The sequence below is a fragment of the Croceicoccus sediminis genome, assembly GCF_007570835.1.
GTDB lineage: Bacteria > Pseudomonadota > Alphaproteobacteria > Sphingomonadales > Sphingomonadaceae > Croceicoccus > Croceicoccus sediminis.
This window is the reverse complement of record NZ_SUNC01000002.1, coordinates 531,863-549,177: the sequence shown is the minus strand read 5'-3', so window position 1 is coordinate 549,177 and position 17,315 is coordinate 531,863. Positions and strand designations below refer to the sequence as shown.

At 61.6% G+C, this 17,315-nt stretch carries 13 protein-coding genes; 7 read left to right on the top strand and 6 right to left on the bottom strand.

Annotation, left to right across the window (positions count from 1 at the left end; translation table 11 throughout):
* Positions 1-7: 7 nt before the first annotated feature.
* On the bottom strand, positions 8-1,222 hold the full coding sequence (locus FAX90_RS10680) for an acyl-CoA dehydrogenase family protein (protein WP_144097342.1): 1,215 nt from the start codon (positions 1,220-1,222) through the stop codon (positions 8-10).
* A 329-nt stretch (positions 1,223-1,551) separates the two neighbouring features.
* On the opposite strand from FAX90_RS10680, the gene FAX90_RS10675 reads away from it, so the two are divergent.
* Together FAX90_RS10675 and FAX90_RS10670 are read left to right on the top strand one after the other, a co-directional pair.
* Complete coding sequence (locus tag FAX90_RS10675) at positions 1,552-3,960, top strand: TonB-dependent receptor (RefSeq protein WP_240704851.1); 2,409 nt, start codon at positions 1,552-1,554, stop codon at positions 3,958-3,960.
* Positions 3,961-4,051: 91 nt separating this feature from the next.
* Positions 4,052-4,684, top strand: a complete 633-nt coding sequence (locus FAX90_RS10670; protein WP_144097341.1) for a glutathione binding-like protein — start codon at positions 4,052-4,054, stop codon at positions 4,682-4,684.
* A gap of 61 nt (positions 4,685-4,745) precedes the next feature.
* On the opposite strand, the gene FAX90_RS10665 is transcribed toward FAX90_RS10670, so the two are convergent.
* The 3 genes from FAX90_RS10665 to FAX90_RS10655 form a co-directional block, all read right to left on the bottom strand.
* Positions 4,746-6,239, bottom strand: coding sequence for an alpha/beta hydrolase domain-containing protein (locus tag FAX90_RS10665; protein ID WP_240704850.1), 1,494 nt, complete (start codon positions 6,237-6,239; stop codon positions 4,746-4,748).
* 17 nt (positions 6,240-6,256) lie between these two features.
* Positions 6,257-7,549, bottom strand: a complete 1,293-nt coding sequence (locus tag FAX90_RS10660; RefSeq protein ID WP_144097340.1) for a PQQ-dependent sugar dehydrogenase — start codon at positions 7,547-7,549, stop codon at positions 6,257-6,259.
* A gap of 199 nt (positions 7,550-7,748) precedes the next feature.
* The gene (locus FAX90_RS10655) at positions 7,749-10,175 is read right to left on the bottom strand and encodes a TonB-dependent receptor (RefSeq protein WP_170234941.1); all 2,427 of its coding nucleotides are present in this window, start codon (positions 10,173-10,175) and stop codon (positions 7,749-7,751) included.
* 419 nt (positions 10,176-10,594) lie between these two features.
* Between FAX90_RS10655 and FAX90_RS10650 the strand changes: the two genes are divergently transcribed.
* The 3 genes from FAX90_RS10650 to FAX90_RS10640 all read left to right on the top strand — a co-directional run bounded on the left by FAX90_RS10650 (position 10,595) and on the right by FAX90_RS10640 (position 12,877).
* Positions 10,595-11,827 (top strand): hypothetical protein, encoded by a 1,233-nt coding sequence (locus tag FAX90_RS10650; protein ID WP_170234940.1) that lies wholly within the window; start codon positions 10,595-10,597, stop codon positions 11,825-11,827.
* A 133-nt stretch (positions 11,828-11,960) separates the two neighbouring features.
* Positions 11,961-12,464, top strand: coding sequence for a MarR family winged helix-turn-helix transcriptional regulator (locus tag FAX90_RS10645; protein ID WP_144097337.1), 504 nt, complete (start codon positions 11,961-11,963; stop codon positions 12,462-12,464).
* Positions 12,464-12,877, top strand: a complete 414-nt coding sequence (locus tag FAX90_RS10640) for an acyl-CoA thioesterase (RefSeq protein ID WP_144097336.1) — start codon at positions 12,464-12,466, stop codon at positions 12,875-12,877. The genes FAX90_RS10645 and FAX90_RS10640 overlap by 1 nt, the downstream gene beginning before the upstream one ends.
* A gap of 3 nt (positions 12,878-12,880) precedes the next feature.
* On the opposite strand, the gene FAX90_RS10635 is transcribed toward FAX90_RS10640, so the two are convergent.
* Positions 12,881-14,287, bottom strand: a complete 1,407-nt coding sequence (locus FAX90_RS10635) for a serine hydrolase domain-containing protein (protein WP_170234939.1) — start codon at positions 14,285-14,287, stop codon at positions 12,881-12,883.
* Positions 14,288-14,380: 93 nt separating this feature from the next.
* Positions 14,381-15,724: a hypothetical protein gene (locus FAX90_RS10630; protein ID WP_144097334.1), complete on the bottom strand. Its 1,344-nt coding sequence runs from the start codon at positions 15,722-15,724 to the stop codon at positions 14,381-14,383.
* A 303-nt stretch (positions 15,725-16,027) separates the two neighbouring features.
* On the opposite strand from FAX90_RS10630, the gene FAX90_RS10625 reads away from it, so the two are divergent.
* A complete protein-coding gene (locus FAX90_RS10625; protein WP_144097333.1) occupies positions 16,028-16,414 on the top strand; it encodes a DUF6152 family protein in 387 nt (128 codons plus the stop codon).
* Positions 16,415-16,482: 68 nt separating this feature from the next.
* Positions 16,483-17,283, top strand: a complete 801-nt coding sequence (locus FAX90_RS10620; protein ID WP_205700668.1) for a hypothetical protein — start codon at positions 16,483-16,485, stop codon at positions 17,281-17,283.
* The last annotated feature ends 32 nt before the right edge of the window (positions 17,284-17,315 follow it).

Sequence of the window (17,315 nt, the reverse complement as noted above, 5' to 3'; positions counted from 1 at the left end):
ACCTACCTCAAAGATCCATGCAGTCGTTTTCCATGCCGAACGCCATGGCGCCAACGTTGCGCGCATAGGGGAACGGATTGTTGGCGACGTGCGCGCGGGCACAATGGATGTCGAGAAAGGCCCGCTGGATCACATTGCCCGAATAGATCGCCTTGCCGCCCGAAAAGAGCATGAGCGCGTCGATCGCCTCGACACAGCGTGAAACCATCGCGGTCGTGTGATGGCCGAGCTGGGCACGCCTCTCGATCGGCCAGTCCCCGCTCTGGGCCCGCCGATCGAGTTCAGCGAGGTCGCTGGCGAGCCGAAGCTCAAGATCGTTGATGATCAGCATGACGTCGGCGACGGCCTTCTGTATCGTCGGATCGCCCGCCAGCTTCTGCCCGGTGTAAGTCGTGCGCTTCTCGCGCGTCGTGTCGATGAAGACCTGCAATGCACGCCGCAGCGCGCCGATGGAGGTGGTCGACACCGTGCGATTGAAGACTTGCGCAAAAGGAATGCGGTACAGCGGCGCATCATTGGAAACATGCCCGGGGCAGTCGATCTCGAACATGGCCCTTTCGCGCAGGACGCGGTGGTCGGGCACGAAGACATCCTCGACAACGATGTCGTTACTGCCCGTCGGCCGCAGCCCCATCGTGTCCCAGGTATCGATGATCGCATAATCGCTGCGCGGCAGCAGGAAGTTGTAGGGTTCCGGCTTTCCGTCGCCGTCCTCTGCCACCATGTTGGCACCCAGGATGACCCAGTCGCAATGCTCCGACCCGCTGGAGAAGGCCCAGCGCCCGCTGAACCGGTAACCGCCGTCGACCCTGATGGCCTTGCCGGTAGGCATATAGGATGAACTGATCAGCGTGCCGGGGTCATCGCACCAGACATCCTCTGCGGCCTGCGGATGGAAAAGCGGCAATTGCCAGTTGTGGACCGCGACTACGCCGTAGACCCACGCACTACCCATGCAGCCTTCGGCCAGCGTCTTGGCAATTTCGCAATAGACCGCGGGCGACATCGCGTACCCGCCATAGCGCCTGGGCTGCAGCACCTTGAAAAAGCCTGCGCGCTTGAAATCGGCGATCGTTTCGTCGGGCACGCGGCGATTGCGGATGGCCTCTGCTTCCCGCGCGATCAGGTCTGGCACCATCTGGCGCGCCCTTTCGATAAGGACCGACGGATCGGGGACACCGGCGGCATCATTTCCACGCGGGGCTTTGGCGACGGCGACCATATAATTCTCTCCGGACGTTTTCGGCGAATCGCGTATGCATATCCGCCCGATTGCGTTTCTAAATTAGTATTCAAATATCAAAATAATGTCCATTATTGCAATTTTGCAACAGTTGAGCTTTTGGCTTTCCTCTCATTTTACCGTTATATAACAGTGTCTTATTATAATAACTCTCACTGTCCGATTTCACCTGCGCGACGCTCTTTCCCGCTAGCTTTACTGTTTATTTTTTGCAACACTGCATGCCGATACAGGTTAACTGTCAAGATAACGAAGATGCTGGCGCAAGCGACCAAGGGTCATGATCGCCGGGTAACAGGGGAAGACACATGAGTATGCGTAGTGTGAAACGAGTACTGCTGTTCACGGCCTGCATCGCGGGCGCGACACCGATGCTGGCCCAGGCCCAAGACGCAGGGTCGGGCGACGATGCTCAAACACCCCAGACCGGCGGCATCGCCGACACCATCATCGTCACCGCGAACAAGCGCAGCGAGAACCTGCAAAAGGTGCCGATCTCCGTCAGCGCATTTTCCGGAGAGCAGGTCGCCCGGCTGGGCATCACCGACACGACACAGGTGACGCAGCAGATCCCGGCCCTTCGCGTGAACGCATGGTCGCCCAACCTGACGATCTTCAGCCTGCGCGGCATTTCGCAGAACAACTTCACCGACAACCTCGAAGCGCCCGTCGCGGTCTATCAGGACAACGCCTACATCGGCTCGATGAACGCGATTTCGGGCCAGCTGTTCGACATCAAGCGGGTCGAAGTGCTGCGCGGGCCGCAAGGCACCCTGTTCGGCCGTAATGCCACCGGCGGTCTCATCCACTATCTGAGCGAGGATGCGAGCGCGGACTACTTCAACGGCTATGCCAAGGGCGAATATGGCCGCTTCAACGACCGCTCGCTCGAAGGGGCCATCGGCGGACAGATGACAGAAGGCCTGCGGTTCCGCGCCGCCGCCCGGATCGAAAAAGCCGACGGTTACATCAAGTCGCGCGACACCGACGCGACGGCGCTGGGCTTTGGCGTCATCCCCGGCAGCGGCCAGGACCTTGGCGGCAAGGACGGCTGGTCAGCGCGCCTCAACATCCAGGCGGACCTGTCGCCGGATGTGACGCTCAGCCTGTGGTACAAGCATGCCGAAGACAATTCGGTCGATACCGGCGGTTATGTCTTCGAAAACTGCGTCTATCTCGACAACGGATTTTGCGACACCGGCCCCGACGGCGTCAGCAATGCGCAGAACGGCGTCATCAACGGCATTACCGGCGATCCCGCGTCGCCGTGGGAGCATTTCGGCGAACGCGCCGGCCGTCTCGACCGTGTCATGAACAGCTACCAGGCGCAGCTCGACTGGGACTTCGGCGGCGCGCAGCTCACGTCGATCACCAACTACCTCGAGATGCACAAGTTCTACATCGAGGACGGCGACGCCCTGCCCTTCGTCATCGTGAACGTGGACACGGACCTGACGTTCAACCAGTTTTCACAGGAACTGCGACTGGCCGGTGAAACCGATGCCCTGAACTGGCAAGTCGGTGCCTATTATCTCAACATGGAATACGACGGCAATCACGCCGTCACCGGCGCGCCGATCTATGATCTGGCCATCGCGGGGAACGGCGGCTTTTCGGTGCCGACCGTGAACCAGCTCTACAAGATCAAGTCGAAAAACTGGTCGATCTTCGCCCAGGGCGACATCCACCTGACCGATCAGCTGTCGCTGACGCTGGGCGGCCGCTATTCGAAGGACAACAAGTCGATCGACTATGTGAATGTCCTGTCCGATCCGACTTTCGCGCCGCAACCGGACCCCATTGTCCTGTTCACCGACCAGGACCTGGTCGCCGTCGCACCCGGCGTGAATGAAGAACACTACGGCGACTGGGCGGCGCGCGTGTCGCTGAACTACCAGGCGACGCCCGATACGCTGCTCTTCGCGTCATGGAACCGTGGGATCAAGGGCGGCAACTGGTCGCTATCGTCGAACATCGCGCCGCAGGATTTCCGGCACGACCCCGAAACGCTCAACAGCTTCGAGGCCGGTTTCAAGACCAGCCTGATGGACCGGACGCTGCGCCTTAACGGCACGGTCTTCCACTATATCTACGACGACTATCAGGCCTTTTCGCTGGCGGGCGGCGTGCCGCATGTCTTCAACAGCGATGCCCATGCCACCGGCGCGGAACTGGAAGCGTTCTGGTCCCCGTCGGACCGGTTCGATGCCGTCCTTGGCGCGACGTGGGAGACATCGTCGGTCGACAGCATCCCGGCAACCGACGTGCAGTTCGGCCCCGAACTGTTTCCCGGCGCCCCGGATTCGCAATACTGCACCAACCTTGGCGGTCTGTTCCGCTGCGACTTTCCGCAAAAGACCATCGAAGGGGCCGAACTGCCCAACGCGCCGAAGTTCAGCCTGAACTACCTGCTGCGTTACAATGTCGACATTGCCAGCGGCAACATCGCCGCACAGGTCGATGGCGTCTGGTACGACGATCAGTACCTGGAAGTGACCAACGGCCTGGGCTCGCTGCAGAAAGCGCACAACGTCACCAATGCTTCCTTGTCTTACACGCATGACCAGACGGGCATCAGCGTGACCGGCTGGGGCCGGAACGTGTTCGACAAGGCGTACCGCGCCTATGCGCTGAACCTGGGCATCCTGGGCGTGACTTCGATCTACGCCCCGCCGGCGACCTATGGTGTCACGGTAAAAGTGCCCTTCGGCGGTTAACAGCTCCTAGCCGACTGGCCCCGGCACGATCGTTTTGCCGGGGCCGTTTTTTGGAGCCATCCCGCCAAGGTAGCGGACACGGTATTCGCGCATGAAATTCTATCACGAAATCCGCGGCTGCTCGCTGGCGGTGGACATCGTCGCTCGCGAACTGGCGATACCGCTCGACCTACAATGGGTCGACATGGCGACAAAGACGCTGCCGGGCGGCGTCGACTATCACGCGATCAATCCCAAGGGCACCGTGCCGACGCTGGAATTGCCCGATGGTCAGTTCCTGACCGAAGGCGCGGTGATCATGCAGTACCTTGCGGACAGCGTCGGAACTGGCGCGCTGCTGCCGGCACCGGGCACGATCGATCGTCTGCGCGTGCTCGAATGGAACAGCTTCATCGCTGCCGATCTGCACAAGGGCGGTTTCATGCCGCTGTTCAAGGCGCAGACGCCGCCATCTTACCGCGAGATTGCCGTGGACCGGGTCTGCAAGATGCTGTCGTGGATCGACAGCCAGCTGTGCGACCGGACGTATCTTGTCGCCGACCGTTTCACGATCGCCGATGCGCATTGTTACACGATTGCGATGTGGGGTTACGTCCACGCCATCCCGATGGGCCGCTGGCCATCGCTAGAGGCTTATCTGAAGCGGATCGGTTCGCGTGACAGCGTGCGCGCCGCGCTTGCCGCGACGCAGCAGCAGGCCGGGAAAGTCGGCCGAAGGCTCTAGAACCGCGCAAGGTCGCGCGAAAGGGCCGGACGAAATCGCCCGGCCCTCCCCTGCGACCATGTCATTCGCCTATGCGGAAGTCATCCGGTGTGGCGACGGGTTCAAGCTTCGCCGCGTCGGCAGCAAGCAGGTAACCGTCCTCGATGGCGCGGGCCTTGGCTGCCTCGTAACGCTTCACGTAGTTGGCATAAGTGCCGTACATCTGGCGCAGCTTGTCGGCAGAGTAGGGGACCTTGGTATCCATCACGATGCCGCAGCGGGTTTCCTGCTCCACCTTGTAGACAGCCGAAGGCACCGCGATCCAGGGCGTGCGCACCCCGCCCACCAGATTGCCCGTGGTCCTGTCCCGCACCGGCGTATCGCCGTTTCGCAAGACGCGCTTTGCCCGCGGCATCGGCGTGTCGCTGCGAACCCAGCGGTCCATCGAATCCAGAAGCGCAGACGCCACCATTTCGACCGGCTCGTCCTGAAGCGTCGTGCAATCCGGATCGTCGCCGCGCCCGACATCTTCGGCCGTGGGCTCGATCTCGCCCGTGCCCACGTCCGCAAGTCGCAGATGCGGCGTTCCGGGAATTTCGTAGAACCGCAGCCGGGGATCGTCGCTGTCCTGTGGCGCCGGGATTTCGTTCATCACGTCATGGGTCAGTTCGGACTGCGTGAAGATGGTCACGAAAGGCGCGTCCTTCGGCATCTTGCGGGGTATCCGAACGATATCTCCACCCACTTCGCCATGCGCCATGCGCCCGGTCATATAGGCATCGATCAGCGGGCGGCCGTCCGGCATGCGCCACTGCTGGTGGCGGCCCTGGTCGACATAATCCATCCAGACCTGCGCGGTCACGGCCCAGCTGTTGACATAGACCCGCTCCACATCAAGCCCCGCCAGAGGGCCGTTCGGCAGGTTACTCTTGAGCAGGAGCGCCAGCTGCGCACCCACGCCTTGCGATTGCGGGACGAAGGGATCGACCGATCCGCCCCGTTCGAACCGGGCCGGGTCGAAATAGAACCCAAGCGGCGCATAGCGCGCATAGTCATAGTCGCGCATGAATTCGAAATTGACGATGCCGAGATAGCGGGCCGCATCCTCGGTCGGCCAGTCGTCGGGGAACTTGGGGTCGGGTTCCGGCTTGTTGATGTTCACCGTATAGCCGGCATAGGCATAACCTTCGCGGACCAGGTAGTCGCGCGTCAGGATCCATCCTGCGCCGCGCTCTCCGAACCAGGTGAACGGTTCGATGATGACGGTGCCGTTGAACTGGGCGGGATCGGTGGGTTTGCGCACCAGAATGCGCGTCGTGTACGGCGCATCGAACAAGATTTCTCCAGCCGCCGTGATCGCGGGCGCCGCGCCGAACATGTAGTATTCTTCCTCGACATAACCTGCCGCGTCGAGGTCGATATATTCCGTCCCCTCCCGGTACGCGGAGGACAGGGGTTCCTTCGCAGAGGGAGGCACGGGCAATACAGAGGGCTTGTTCGGCACCTCGCCATGCGCCGCATTGGCAAGGCATGTCACGGCCATGACCAATGCCAACGATCGGCCGGTTGTTCGCATGTGCTCTTCGCCCTGTCCTAGTCGTCTTGCGGTCCGTCGGCCTGCGCCACCACCGATCCCGGAGAAATGCGGATGACCCGCGAATTGGCCTCGTCGGTAATGGCGTAGAGCAGGCCATCGGGGCCCTGCTGCACGTCCTTGAACCGCTGATGCAGCCGATCGAGCAGGATTTCCTGACGCATTTCCTGCAGATTTTCGTTGAAAGCGACGCGGATCAAGGCACCCGTGCCGTTGATCTGGCCGCGACGTGCGCTGGTCACGAACAGGTTGTTCTTCCAGTTCGGAAAGGCACTGCCGGTATAAAACGTGATGCCGTTGGGCGCGATGCCGGGCGACCAGATCTGCAAGGGGGTCTGCGTTTCCGGCAGGGTGGGATTGGCCGGCAGCGCGGACCCGACATATTCGGTCCCGTATGTCGAATGCGGCCAGCCGTAGTTTCGTCCCGGCAGCAGCTCATTCAGCTCGTCCCCGCCTTGCGGTCCATGCTCGGACGCGACGAGGCGCCCTGACGCGGGGTCGAACGCCAGCCCCAGCGGGTCGCGGTGGCCATAGGTCCAGATTTCCGCGCGGGCGCCCTCTTTTCCGACGAACGGGTTGTCGTCCGGAATGCTGCCGTCGGTCCGGACCCGCAGCACTTTGCCATAGATCTTGCCAAGATCCTGCGAAGTTTCCACCGCGCCTTCGCTAAGCCCCCCGAACGCGGCGAACACCGTTCCGTCACCGGCGACGATGATGCGCGATCCGCCGATGGCGACTTCGGGTTCGCTGACGACCAGATCCTTCAGGCCGGTCAGTTTCATGTCGGAAAGCCGCGCCCGCGCCAGGACGTAAGAGGCGGTGATCCTGCCCCGCGTCTCGTCGAAACCCACCGGGCGGTTGTAGGTGAGGTAGACTATGCCGTTTTTCGCGAAATCCGGGTCCGGCTCGATATCCTGTATGCCAAGGACATCGAACGGATGGATGCCGGGCGTATCGCCATATTCGGGCACGCCGGCGACGGCCTGTTCGTCGATAACCGGATCGGGCCCGGTCGCCCCGCGCAGCACGCGCACCCGCTGGCCGCGCTCCACCACCAGGGCGTCGCCGCCGGGAATGAACGCCAGCGCATAAAGATTGGCCAACCCTTCGGCCACCACGCTCGCGGTGATTTCCGGCTGTTCGGCGGTGACGAAAACATATGGGCCGGGGCCCGGCAATTCGTTCGGAACACCGACTTCCGGCACTTCGGAAGCCAGTGCGCCGGTCGGCAAGATGGCAGTGGCCAGTGAAGCAGCCAGAATGGCGGCCTTCGCGTGAATACGGATTGCCATGTGTGTCTTCCCGTCTAGTCGCACCCCGAAAGTGCATTTCTGGACTTACAGCCTAATGCGCACTTTCATGCAGGTGATTGCGTGGGCGGTCATAAAAGTTGCAAACTTGGCCACGATCCTTGCCGACAGAAACAAAAAGCCCCGCAAGCACGGATGCTTGCGGGGCCCATTGTTCGTCATGCGTATCGCGCGGTCAAAATCAGCGCGTTACGGTCAGCGTGACACCCACCGTGCGCGGGCGGAACGTGCCTGCCCGATAGAACGTCGAATCCGGCGTTTCGTGGAACAGGGCCAGCAAGGGCCGTTCGTCCGTCACGTTGTTGATGAACAGGCTGGCGTCGACGTCCACCGATCCGGCAACGAAACGATGGCCGAGGCGCAGATCGAGGACCGACGTTGCCGGCGGACGCGGCAAGGTAGGGTCGACCAGCGGGGAATCGACGTCGACGGGCTGGTCGATCTTGCTAGAATAGCTGAAGTCTGCGCGGGCATAGGTTTCGCCGCCGGCCATATCGTACCGGTACTCGGCATTGGCCTGCACCGTCCACGGCGACACCAGCGGGAAAGGCTCACCCGACTTGCGCACGACGGTATCGTCGGGCCCGGGGATCGCCGAAGTATAGCGAGCGTCGATATAAGCGACCGCGGCGCCCAGCGTCAGGCCGTCGACCGGGCGGGCCGACAGGGCGACATCGAAACCGTCGATCTTGGCTTCACCCAGGTTGAGAGCGGTCTGGATCGTGCACTGCGGCAGGGCGAACAGCGTCTGCACGTTCGACCAGTCGATGTGATAGGCCGAAGCGTCGATGGCGAGCTTGCCGCCGAACAGACGGTTCTTGCTGCCCACTTCGTAGCTCCAGATCGAATCGGGATCGACTTCAAGCGTCGCGAAAGGATCGAAGCCGATTGCAGCGGCATCGTCGATGCAGTTCGCACCGACCGGCGGCGACACGCCCGGCCCGCGCACACCCTTGCTGGCGCTGGCATAGAACAGGTTGTTCCTGTCCGCCTGATAGGACAGGCCGAACTTCGGGGTGAGCGTTTTCGACGTCGTGTCGGCGGTATCGGTGGTGCCGTCGGTTGCCAGTACGGGCCCTGCGTTGAAGCCGGTGAACTCGTAATCGGCAATCGTGTAGCGCAGGCCGACGGTGGCCTTCAGCCCGTCGATGATCTCGTAATCTGCCTGGCCATAGGCAGCGTACTGCTGGTCACGGTGTTCGTTGCGCGTCGCGACCGAGTACTGGCCCTGATAGAGCTCAGTCCCGAAGAACGATTCCGTGAGGCTCGGGAACGGTGCCTCGCCAACCGCTTCCTGGAACAGGTTCAGGACGTCGAGCAGACGCGGATCGCTTGCCAGGAACTGATCGTAGACCTTGGACTTCTGATAGAACAGGCCGAAGATCCAGCTTAGGCGATCGGTCTCGTCGTTATCCTGCATCCGCAGTTCCTGCGTGAACAGTTCCTGCTTCGTGTCGCTCCGCGTGCTCGGGCTGTAATCCTCGAAACCGGCCGGGAACGGGCGTCCGGTCAGGCCACCGGAAAAGACATAGCTGAGCGAGGTATCGTCGTTGATCGTGTCGGTGCGACGGTCGAAGTACGACGTCTCCGACGTGATCGAGACGCCGCCGAGTTCAAGCTCCGCCTTCAGCGCGGGGAGGACGAACCGGTCATGGTGCGGCTCGTTGCGCTGATTGAGGCCCTGACGCAGGTTGCCCGACTTGATGTCGGACGTTTCCAGCTCAAAGCGCGAGCCGTCGTTGATGTACTGGCGCTGGTAATAGATCGAGGGCGTCAGCGTCACGTTCTCGCCAAGGCGGAAGCCGAGCGCGAGACGTGCCGAGAACGAATTGGTGTAGTCGGAATCCTTCTCCACCAGTTCTCCGGTGTAAGGATCGAGCCGGTCGATATAGCCCCCGTCATGGCGGCCCCAGACGCTCAGGCGCATGCCGATCTTGTCTTCGACGAGCGGCGCACCGCCAGCCAGGCCCGCCTCGTAGCTTTCCGAACCATGCTTCGTCGTGGCCAGTTCCGCGCGGCTGTAGATTTCGACGTCGTCGTAGTTGGGCTCGGGCGTGATGAAGCGGATGGCGCCGCCCACCGATCCGCTGCCGAACAGCGTGCCCTGCGGGCCGCGCAGGACTTCAACGCGTTCAAGGTCGAAGATCTGCGGATAGGCATTGCCGAGCGAAGGGCTGACCCCGACGCGGGTCTGGATCGGGGTGTTGTCGATGTAGACGCCGGTCGTCGGAATACCGGACTGGGAATCGACGCCGCGGATCGAGATGATGGTCTGGCCCGTGCCGTATGCGATCGCGCTCTGCCCGAAGCTGACGCCCGGCGTGATCGACGCGATGTCGGCAATGGAACGCACGCCCTGAACGTCGAGTTCTTCCTGGCCCTTGGCCGTGACGCTGAGCGGCGTGCGGCTGAGCGGTGTGGTCCTGCGGGTCGCGGTGACGACGATCTCAGTCGAATTCACGTCGCCGCCGGAAGCCTGCGACGAAGATCCGGCAGCAGCATCTTGCGCCGCCGCGGAAACGGGCGCCAGCAGAGTGGCCGAACCGGCAAGCAGGATGGCCTTGCCCAAGGCGGACGCACCGCGGTTTCGCTTCAGATTCACGTTCATTCGAATTCCCTCCAATTCTTGACGCGCATTGCATGCTGCATGCCCAGCGCATACCCCTCGACCGCCATTTGGAAGCGTTCGAAGGACATCGACGCCAGACCGTTCGACTGGCCATTCGCCATCGCCAGATCTGACAAACTCACACCCAGAGCCGACCATTTTCCGGGTCCAGCCCCTTCCCCAAATTGCGGCCAGCGGATGCCGCAAGATCAGGGAACGGGATTTCCAATCCGGTCGATCTATGCATTTGGATATTTCAAGGTTAAAGGAAATGCAAGCGGATCGATGTTTCAGCCGCCCGGTGTTGCATTTTGGCAGCATGGGTGCATTCCTGCGGACCGGACGACCCCCGTCAGATGCAAGCGCCCTGGGCGAGTTGAACCGCATCATCTTCGAAGTGGAGCGGAATTGAATTGCCGATGACGACCGGACCTGCAGAAACGGCGGCCCCGACCGATTTCCGGTCCGAGACGGCCCGGTTCCGGGAAGAACTGGTGAAGGGCCGGTCCTCCAATCAGGTCGCGCTTTTCGATTTTCTGGTTGAACGGTCGCAGGATCAGCGTTCGCCCAAGGAAGTGGAGATCGCTCTCGAATTCTTCGGCTCCGACGCGACCAGCAGCGGCACATCCGATTCGGGTGTCAGGGTATACGTCCACCGGCTTCGCAAGAGGATGGAGCAGTTCTATGCGGGAACGCACGGACCGCGGCTGACAATCCCGAAGGGGGAATACCGCATCGTCCTGCTGGACGTGCCCGAACCCGAGCCGGATCCGTCTGCCCTTGGCCTTGTACGCAGGCTCCTGACTGCCAATCCGGCGCTCAGCCTCGGTCTGTTGCTGATCGTACTCGGCGGGTTCCTGTTTGCCGCGTTCCAGTTCTGGATGGTCGATGCGGCAAGGCCCAATGCGACGATGGCAGAGCGTCATACCCTTTTTGGCACGGGTGCATCGCTGGTCGAACCGGTGCTTGCCGTGGGTGACAGCCTGTTCGTGGCGGAAACCGAAGATCAGACCAGGGTCGAAAGGATGATCGTCGACCCCTCGATCTCCAGCCGCGCCGCCTTGGGTGAATATATCAAGGATCACCCCGAAGACTTCTATCGCCTTTACGATTTCGACCTGCGCTTCTCGCCGACAGGTTCGGTTCTTGCGGCATGGAACGTCCAAGAAGCCATGACGGCCGACCGCGGCCTGCAACAGATCGACATGATGCCCGTGTCGGCAATCGGCGAAGATGACTTGCGCCAGCATGACATCATCTACGTCGGACGGTTGTCACAGCTGGGGCCGTTGAAGTCGTCGGTCTTTTCACAGTCGCGTTTCGTGCTGACACGTTTCGATCAATTGTCTGACCGGGCGGACGGGACAGTTTTTCGCGCCGACGTATTCGCGGAAAATCCGAAACGCGGCACCACCGATATCGGCTATCTCGCCGTCCGCAATGGTCCGGGCGGAAAGCGCGTGATCGCGCTTGCCGGACTGGGCGATCTGGGCACTACGGCCATGGCAGATTTGCTAGGCGACCCGCTGGCCCTGGTTGAACTAAAAAAGGAACTGGGCAGCGCCAGAATGTTCGAGGCGCTGTTTACGGTCACCTCCAGCCCGGGCCGCCCGGTGACAAGAGAACTGATCGGCGTCTGGCCCCTGCCCTAGGGATCGTCATGACAAATGGATACTTGGCGCGCAGTGGATTTTGTTTTAAGCTTAAAAGATATTGGACTTTCGCGTCCGGCGGGTCGAAGGCCCGCATCCGGTTTGAATTGAATGACAAGCAAGTGAAAACAAGATGAGCAACGACGCCGCAAGTCCAGTATCGCAATCCGAAGCTGCGGCCAGATTGCCGGCAGGCGCGGGATCGGTCGATCTTCGCCTTTGGGTCAGGCTTCTGGCCTGCGCCAAGATGGGCGAAAAGCTGCTGCGCCGGCGGTTCGAGGATGATTTCCAGACGACCCTTCCCCGCTTCGACGTGCTGGCGGCGCTATATGCGGCACCGGGCGGTCTGAGGATGAGCGAATTATCCAAGGCGCTGCTCGTTTCCAACGGGAACGTCACCGTGGTCGTGCGCCAGCTGCAGGAACGCGGCGACGTTATGTCCAACGTCAATCCGACCGACCGCCGTTCGGCCATCATCACCCTTACGCCGGATGGCCGAAAGCGGTTCCTCGAACTCGCCGAGGCGCATTACTCGTGGGTTGGCGAACTTCTGGACGGCGTACCGGAAGAGCAGAAGGTTCTTCTTGTCTCCTCGCTGGGAGATTTGCGGACCACGATGTCGGGGAATCAGCGGTAATGGCCTTCGAGACGACGACGCAGGTGCGCTTCGCCCATGTCGATGCCGCCGGTATCGTATTCTATCCGCGCTATTTCGAGCTGCTCAATGCCGCGGTCGAGGACTGGTTCGCGCAAGGTGTGGGATGCAATTTTCGCGTCATGCACCTCGATCGCGGGATCGGCGTGCCGACAGTCCACCTCGAAGTCGAATTCCTCGCCCCGTCCATGCTGGGAGACGATCTGGTGATACGGATCGAACCGGTGGCGGTCGGCCGGTCCAGTTGCACCTATCACGCGACGTTCAGCGGAAATGGCGAAGACCGGATCAGGATCGTCGGCAAGCTGGTCTGCATGGACCTCGCAGAACGCAAGTCGGTGCCATGGCCCGACGACATTCGCGAACGAATTGCGCCGGACAAAGTCTGCGCCTGACCGTCAGAGCGGCTCGTCCATCGTCCCGATCGGCACGACGTCGAGCGAAGTGATCCTCTGCTGCTTATCCAGGCCCATGCGGATTTCCGCATTGCCGTCGGCATGCTGCGTGCGGATCCGGAATAAAGTCTCGCTGCAATCCTCTCGCTTCTCGTAGAGCGCGAAAGACTGCACCGGGCCAAGCGCGGCCAGCATGCCGCCCAGAAACTCGGTCAGTTCGCGGAAGTCGAGATCGGCAAAGTCGGCATAGTCGGACCGCTGCGCCTTTCCGGCGATCATTTCATCGACCAGTTGCATGGCGTGCCGCGTCGCCGCGGAAGGCTTGCTTTCGGCAGGGCGCGCGGGGACAAGCGGAAGGCCAGCATCAAGCGTGCGACCAACGCGGCGCGCCACGTCCTTCGCGTTCGCCGCCTCTCCGTTCGCGAGCACAAAGACAGAGATGTCGCGCCCCGGATAGTTCAGCGCATAAGTCCTGAAGCCTTGCCAGACGCCCGCTTGCCACCGGGCAAGGTCATTGCCCGTACCTTCCATGAACCAACCGGGCGCTGCCGCGCACGTGGCTCCGCCGCGAAGGGCGATCGCATGATCGAGCTCTTCCCACGACGTTTCTCGCAGCAGCAACCTGCGCGACAGGGCCTGCCCCCATGCGGCGAAATCCAGTGCGGAGAGGTACAGCGATCCGTCGGCCGTGGAATTTGCTGCGGCCGAGATCCATTCCGCATTGCGCAGTTCGCCGTCCCGCACTTCATAGCCTTTCGCGCGGTTGGGAATGATCGCCAGTTCGTCGATACCCCTGGCCGTCGTCATGCCCAGCGGCCCGAACAGCCTTTGGCGGGCAAATTCGCTCCACGGAACGCCGGTCACTTCCTCGATCACCATGCCCAGCACGACGTAGTTCGCATAGCTGAAGCGATAGCGCGTGCCGGGCGCGAAATTGATGTCCTGCGCGGCGATGATGGCCAGCATCTCCTGCCGCGTATATTCGGCAAGGAAATCGCCATTCGGCGTCGCAGGCAGGCCAGAGGTGTTTTCGATCAGGTGCCGGATCGTAACGCCGCTCCATTTGTCCGGTGTGCCCGGCAGATATGCGCTCACCGGATTGTCGAGAGCTATCTGCCCATCTTCGACCAGAAGCATCATCAGGGCGGCGGTGAACGGCATGCCGGTCGCGCCGGTCTTGAACATCGTATCCGGGTGAACCTTCACCCCGTGTTCGATGTCCGCTTCGCCGAAGGCCTCCACACGAACGACCCGCCCATCCTGCACCACGGCCAGCGCCATGCCCGGCGCGCCGCTACGGTCCAGTTCGGCGTTGGCTATATCCTGAATGGCATCGGCCCTCGCCTCAACGGGCGAGAGAGCCAGCGCGGCGAGGATCAGGGGCGAACATAGAGCAAGGTTTCTGGTCACGACGAAGGGTGTGCCCTGCCGCGCTTTACCCAGCCATTGCGCAACCGGACAATCTGAGCGCATCGACGGACAGTCCGGCTGCACAAGAGGATGTTACGTCCGGGGTTCGGGATCGATCGGACGGTAAACCGGAACCTCGCCCGAATTGTCCCAGATATCCTCTACCCGCAGCGACCGGGAGAAGATCAGCGATGCCCCGACATCGACGTTACCAAGCGTTCGAACCCTGAACAGCGCTTCGAAGCCGTCGTCGGAAGTCTCCGCACCCTGTCGCAGGCGGTCCAGTTGTTCGCGGTCGTTGACCAGCTGCGCCGCCCGCTTCACGCCTGCGTCGCCCAGCCCCGCGATCACCATAATACGGTTGCCGGCAGGGCCCGACAGGCTCGCGATATAGGCAAAGTCCCGTCGCGGCGTGCGTTCGTCGGTCAGGTTCATGTTGTCGGCCATGAAGGTTTCGCCGCTTTCGCGATCGACCAGTCCTTCGAGGTCAGGTCCGAAGTCGAGGCCGGTTGCCTGTAGCAGGGGCTCGCGGATCAACCGACCGATGCCGCCGAATTGGCCGACGAACACGATATCGTCAGAAACGAGCCGTTCGGGCGTCAGCTGGGAGAAGGAGATCAACCGGACCTGCCGGCGTCCCGCACCCGGCAGACGGGACAGCGCCACCCGGACCGTGGATATCGCCTCGATCGTCCCGCCGGTCACGAAATGCTGGTTGTAATCGACGAGGTTCTCGGCGCCGTCAGGCTCCAGCATTTCCAGGATCGTCAGGTCTTCGCGTGTCGGCACCGCCCTGTCCCAGACGAACCGAGGGCCTTGGTCCGGATCAATCGCCGGGCGGTCGAGCCGACTGAATGCGTAATAGTCCCCCATGACGACAGTAAGGGGACGGCCGGTTTCCGCCACCGGCTGCCACAGGGCCGTATCCGCCAGCGGCGCCCGGTCGCGCATCAGGACAAGGGCACCCAGGACGAGGATAACCGCGACCAGCAGCGCGGCTGGCGCGAGGCGCGTCCATTCGAGCTTCTCGGGAGGAGCCGGTTTTTCGATATTGTCGGGCTCGTCCATCTCCGCCTCTTGCTCGCCAACGGCGCTTTCCACCTTTAGCCGGTATTCGCCGACCGGAATGCTCAACCGGGGCGAAGACGGATCGGCAAAAACGGTGTCGAGCAACTTGCGCAGGCGATGGATATAGACGCGTACTTTCGGGTCCTTGCCGACCGAGTTGCCATAGGCGGCAAAGGCTTCGGTACTGATCTGCTGTTCGCTGGGCGATTCGCCGGCAAGGGTTTTTTCCAGCAGGTAATCGAACAGGCGACCCAGCTTGTCGGAGCGACTTTCCGACAGGGCTTCGCGCACCGCCTTCGCCCCATCACGCAGCATGCGCTCGTCATCGGGCGAAAGGCCATTGGCGGGGGTTTCGGGTCCAGATTTCATTGAACAGGATTTGCAACAATATCGCAAATTTGCAACCGGGCCTGCACGGGAGATGAATAATTTCTGCTTGCAGAGGCTTTTCGGTATCGTCGGTCGCAATCGACGCTTCGATATTAATGTGGTTTTATTACAGAGACTTATATCCGTTCGTGTAACCGTTTCACAACCTGTATCGGCTTCGGATCCGGGCTTTTGGCAGGTAAACCCAAATCAACGAAGCGGGCCAACCGGCCATCATCGGCCCGCCTCCCGAATGAAAGGGAGGAAGCCCGCTTCCAAGATTAAGTTTACGGAGTCGGATCAATGAACAAGTTCAAGAAAATTGCCTCTTACATCGCCCTGGCATCCGTGGCCGGAACGATGGTGGCCGCACCGGCCGTCGCGCACCATTCCTTTGCCATGTTCGACCAGACCAAGATCCTGCAGAAATCGCAGGCAACTGTCGCCGAGTTCCGGTTCACCAACCCGCATTCCTTTGTCGTCGTGAACGTCGTGCGCAACGGCAAGTCGACCCGCTACGTGCTCGAATGCAGCAGCGTCAACATGATGAGCCGTGCTGGCTGGAAGCACAACACGCTGAAGTCAGGCGACAAGGTCGATGTCGAATTCTACCCGCTGCGCAATGGCAAGCCGGGCGGCATGCTCAAGACCATCAAGGTTGCAGACGGCCGCACGCTGAGCGGCTGGTAAGCCCTTCACAGCGTTAGATGACACTAGGCCCGGTGGCAGCAGGCCACCGGGTGGGGAGAACCAAGAATATGCGCCTGACCAAATGTGCTCTCATCGCTGCGACGGCCGTGTCGTTCGGCGGCTGTACCGCCGTTTCCGCACAGTCCAGCCAGCCCGCTACCGCCACCACCCCGGCCGCGCAGGCCCAGCATCCCAACATCACCGGCGTCTGGGAAATCTGGCCCGATCCGTTCGCGGGGGATGAGAATACTTTTCTCGAACTCCCCGTTCCGGGCGACGGTCCGAAGCTGCGCGAACCTTATGCGACCGAATGGAAGAAGCTGCGCGACGAGCGCGATGCGCTGTTGCGTGCGGGCACGCCGCGGGTCGATCCCAGCACGCAGTGCCTTCCCGAAGGCATGCCGATGATCATGGGCGCGATCTTCCCGCTCGAAATCCTGCAGACTCCGGGCCAGGTCACGGTCCTGGGCGAATTCCTGACGCAGACGCGGCGCATCTACCTCGACAAGGAAATGCCCGCGCTCGATAGCCTCAATCCCAACTTCTACGGCTTTTCGACCGGCCACTGGGATGGCGACACTCTCGTGGTGAAGACCAGGGGCGTGAAGGAAGACACCGAGTTCTTCGAAATCCCGCACACGGTCAACATGACCATCACGGAACGCATTCGCCTGACCGGTCCCAATCTGCTCGAAAACGAGATCACGATCGAGGATCCCGAACGGCTGCTGGAGCCCTACACCTTCACTTACGGTTATCGCCGCAACCCGGATTACGTGATCCAGGAATATTTCTGCGAGGCCGAGGACCCGCTTCTGAAATTCAACGAAGACGGGACCGTCGAGATGAAGTCCGGGGAAGATTTCTAAGCCTTACCCTGTTCCACGCGGCGCGAGACCTT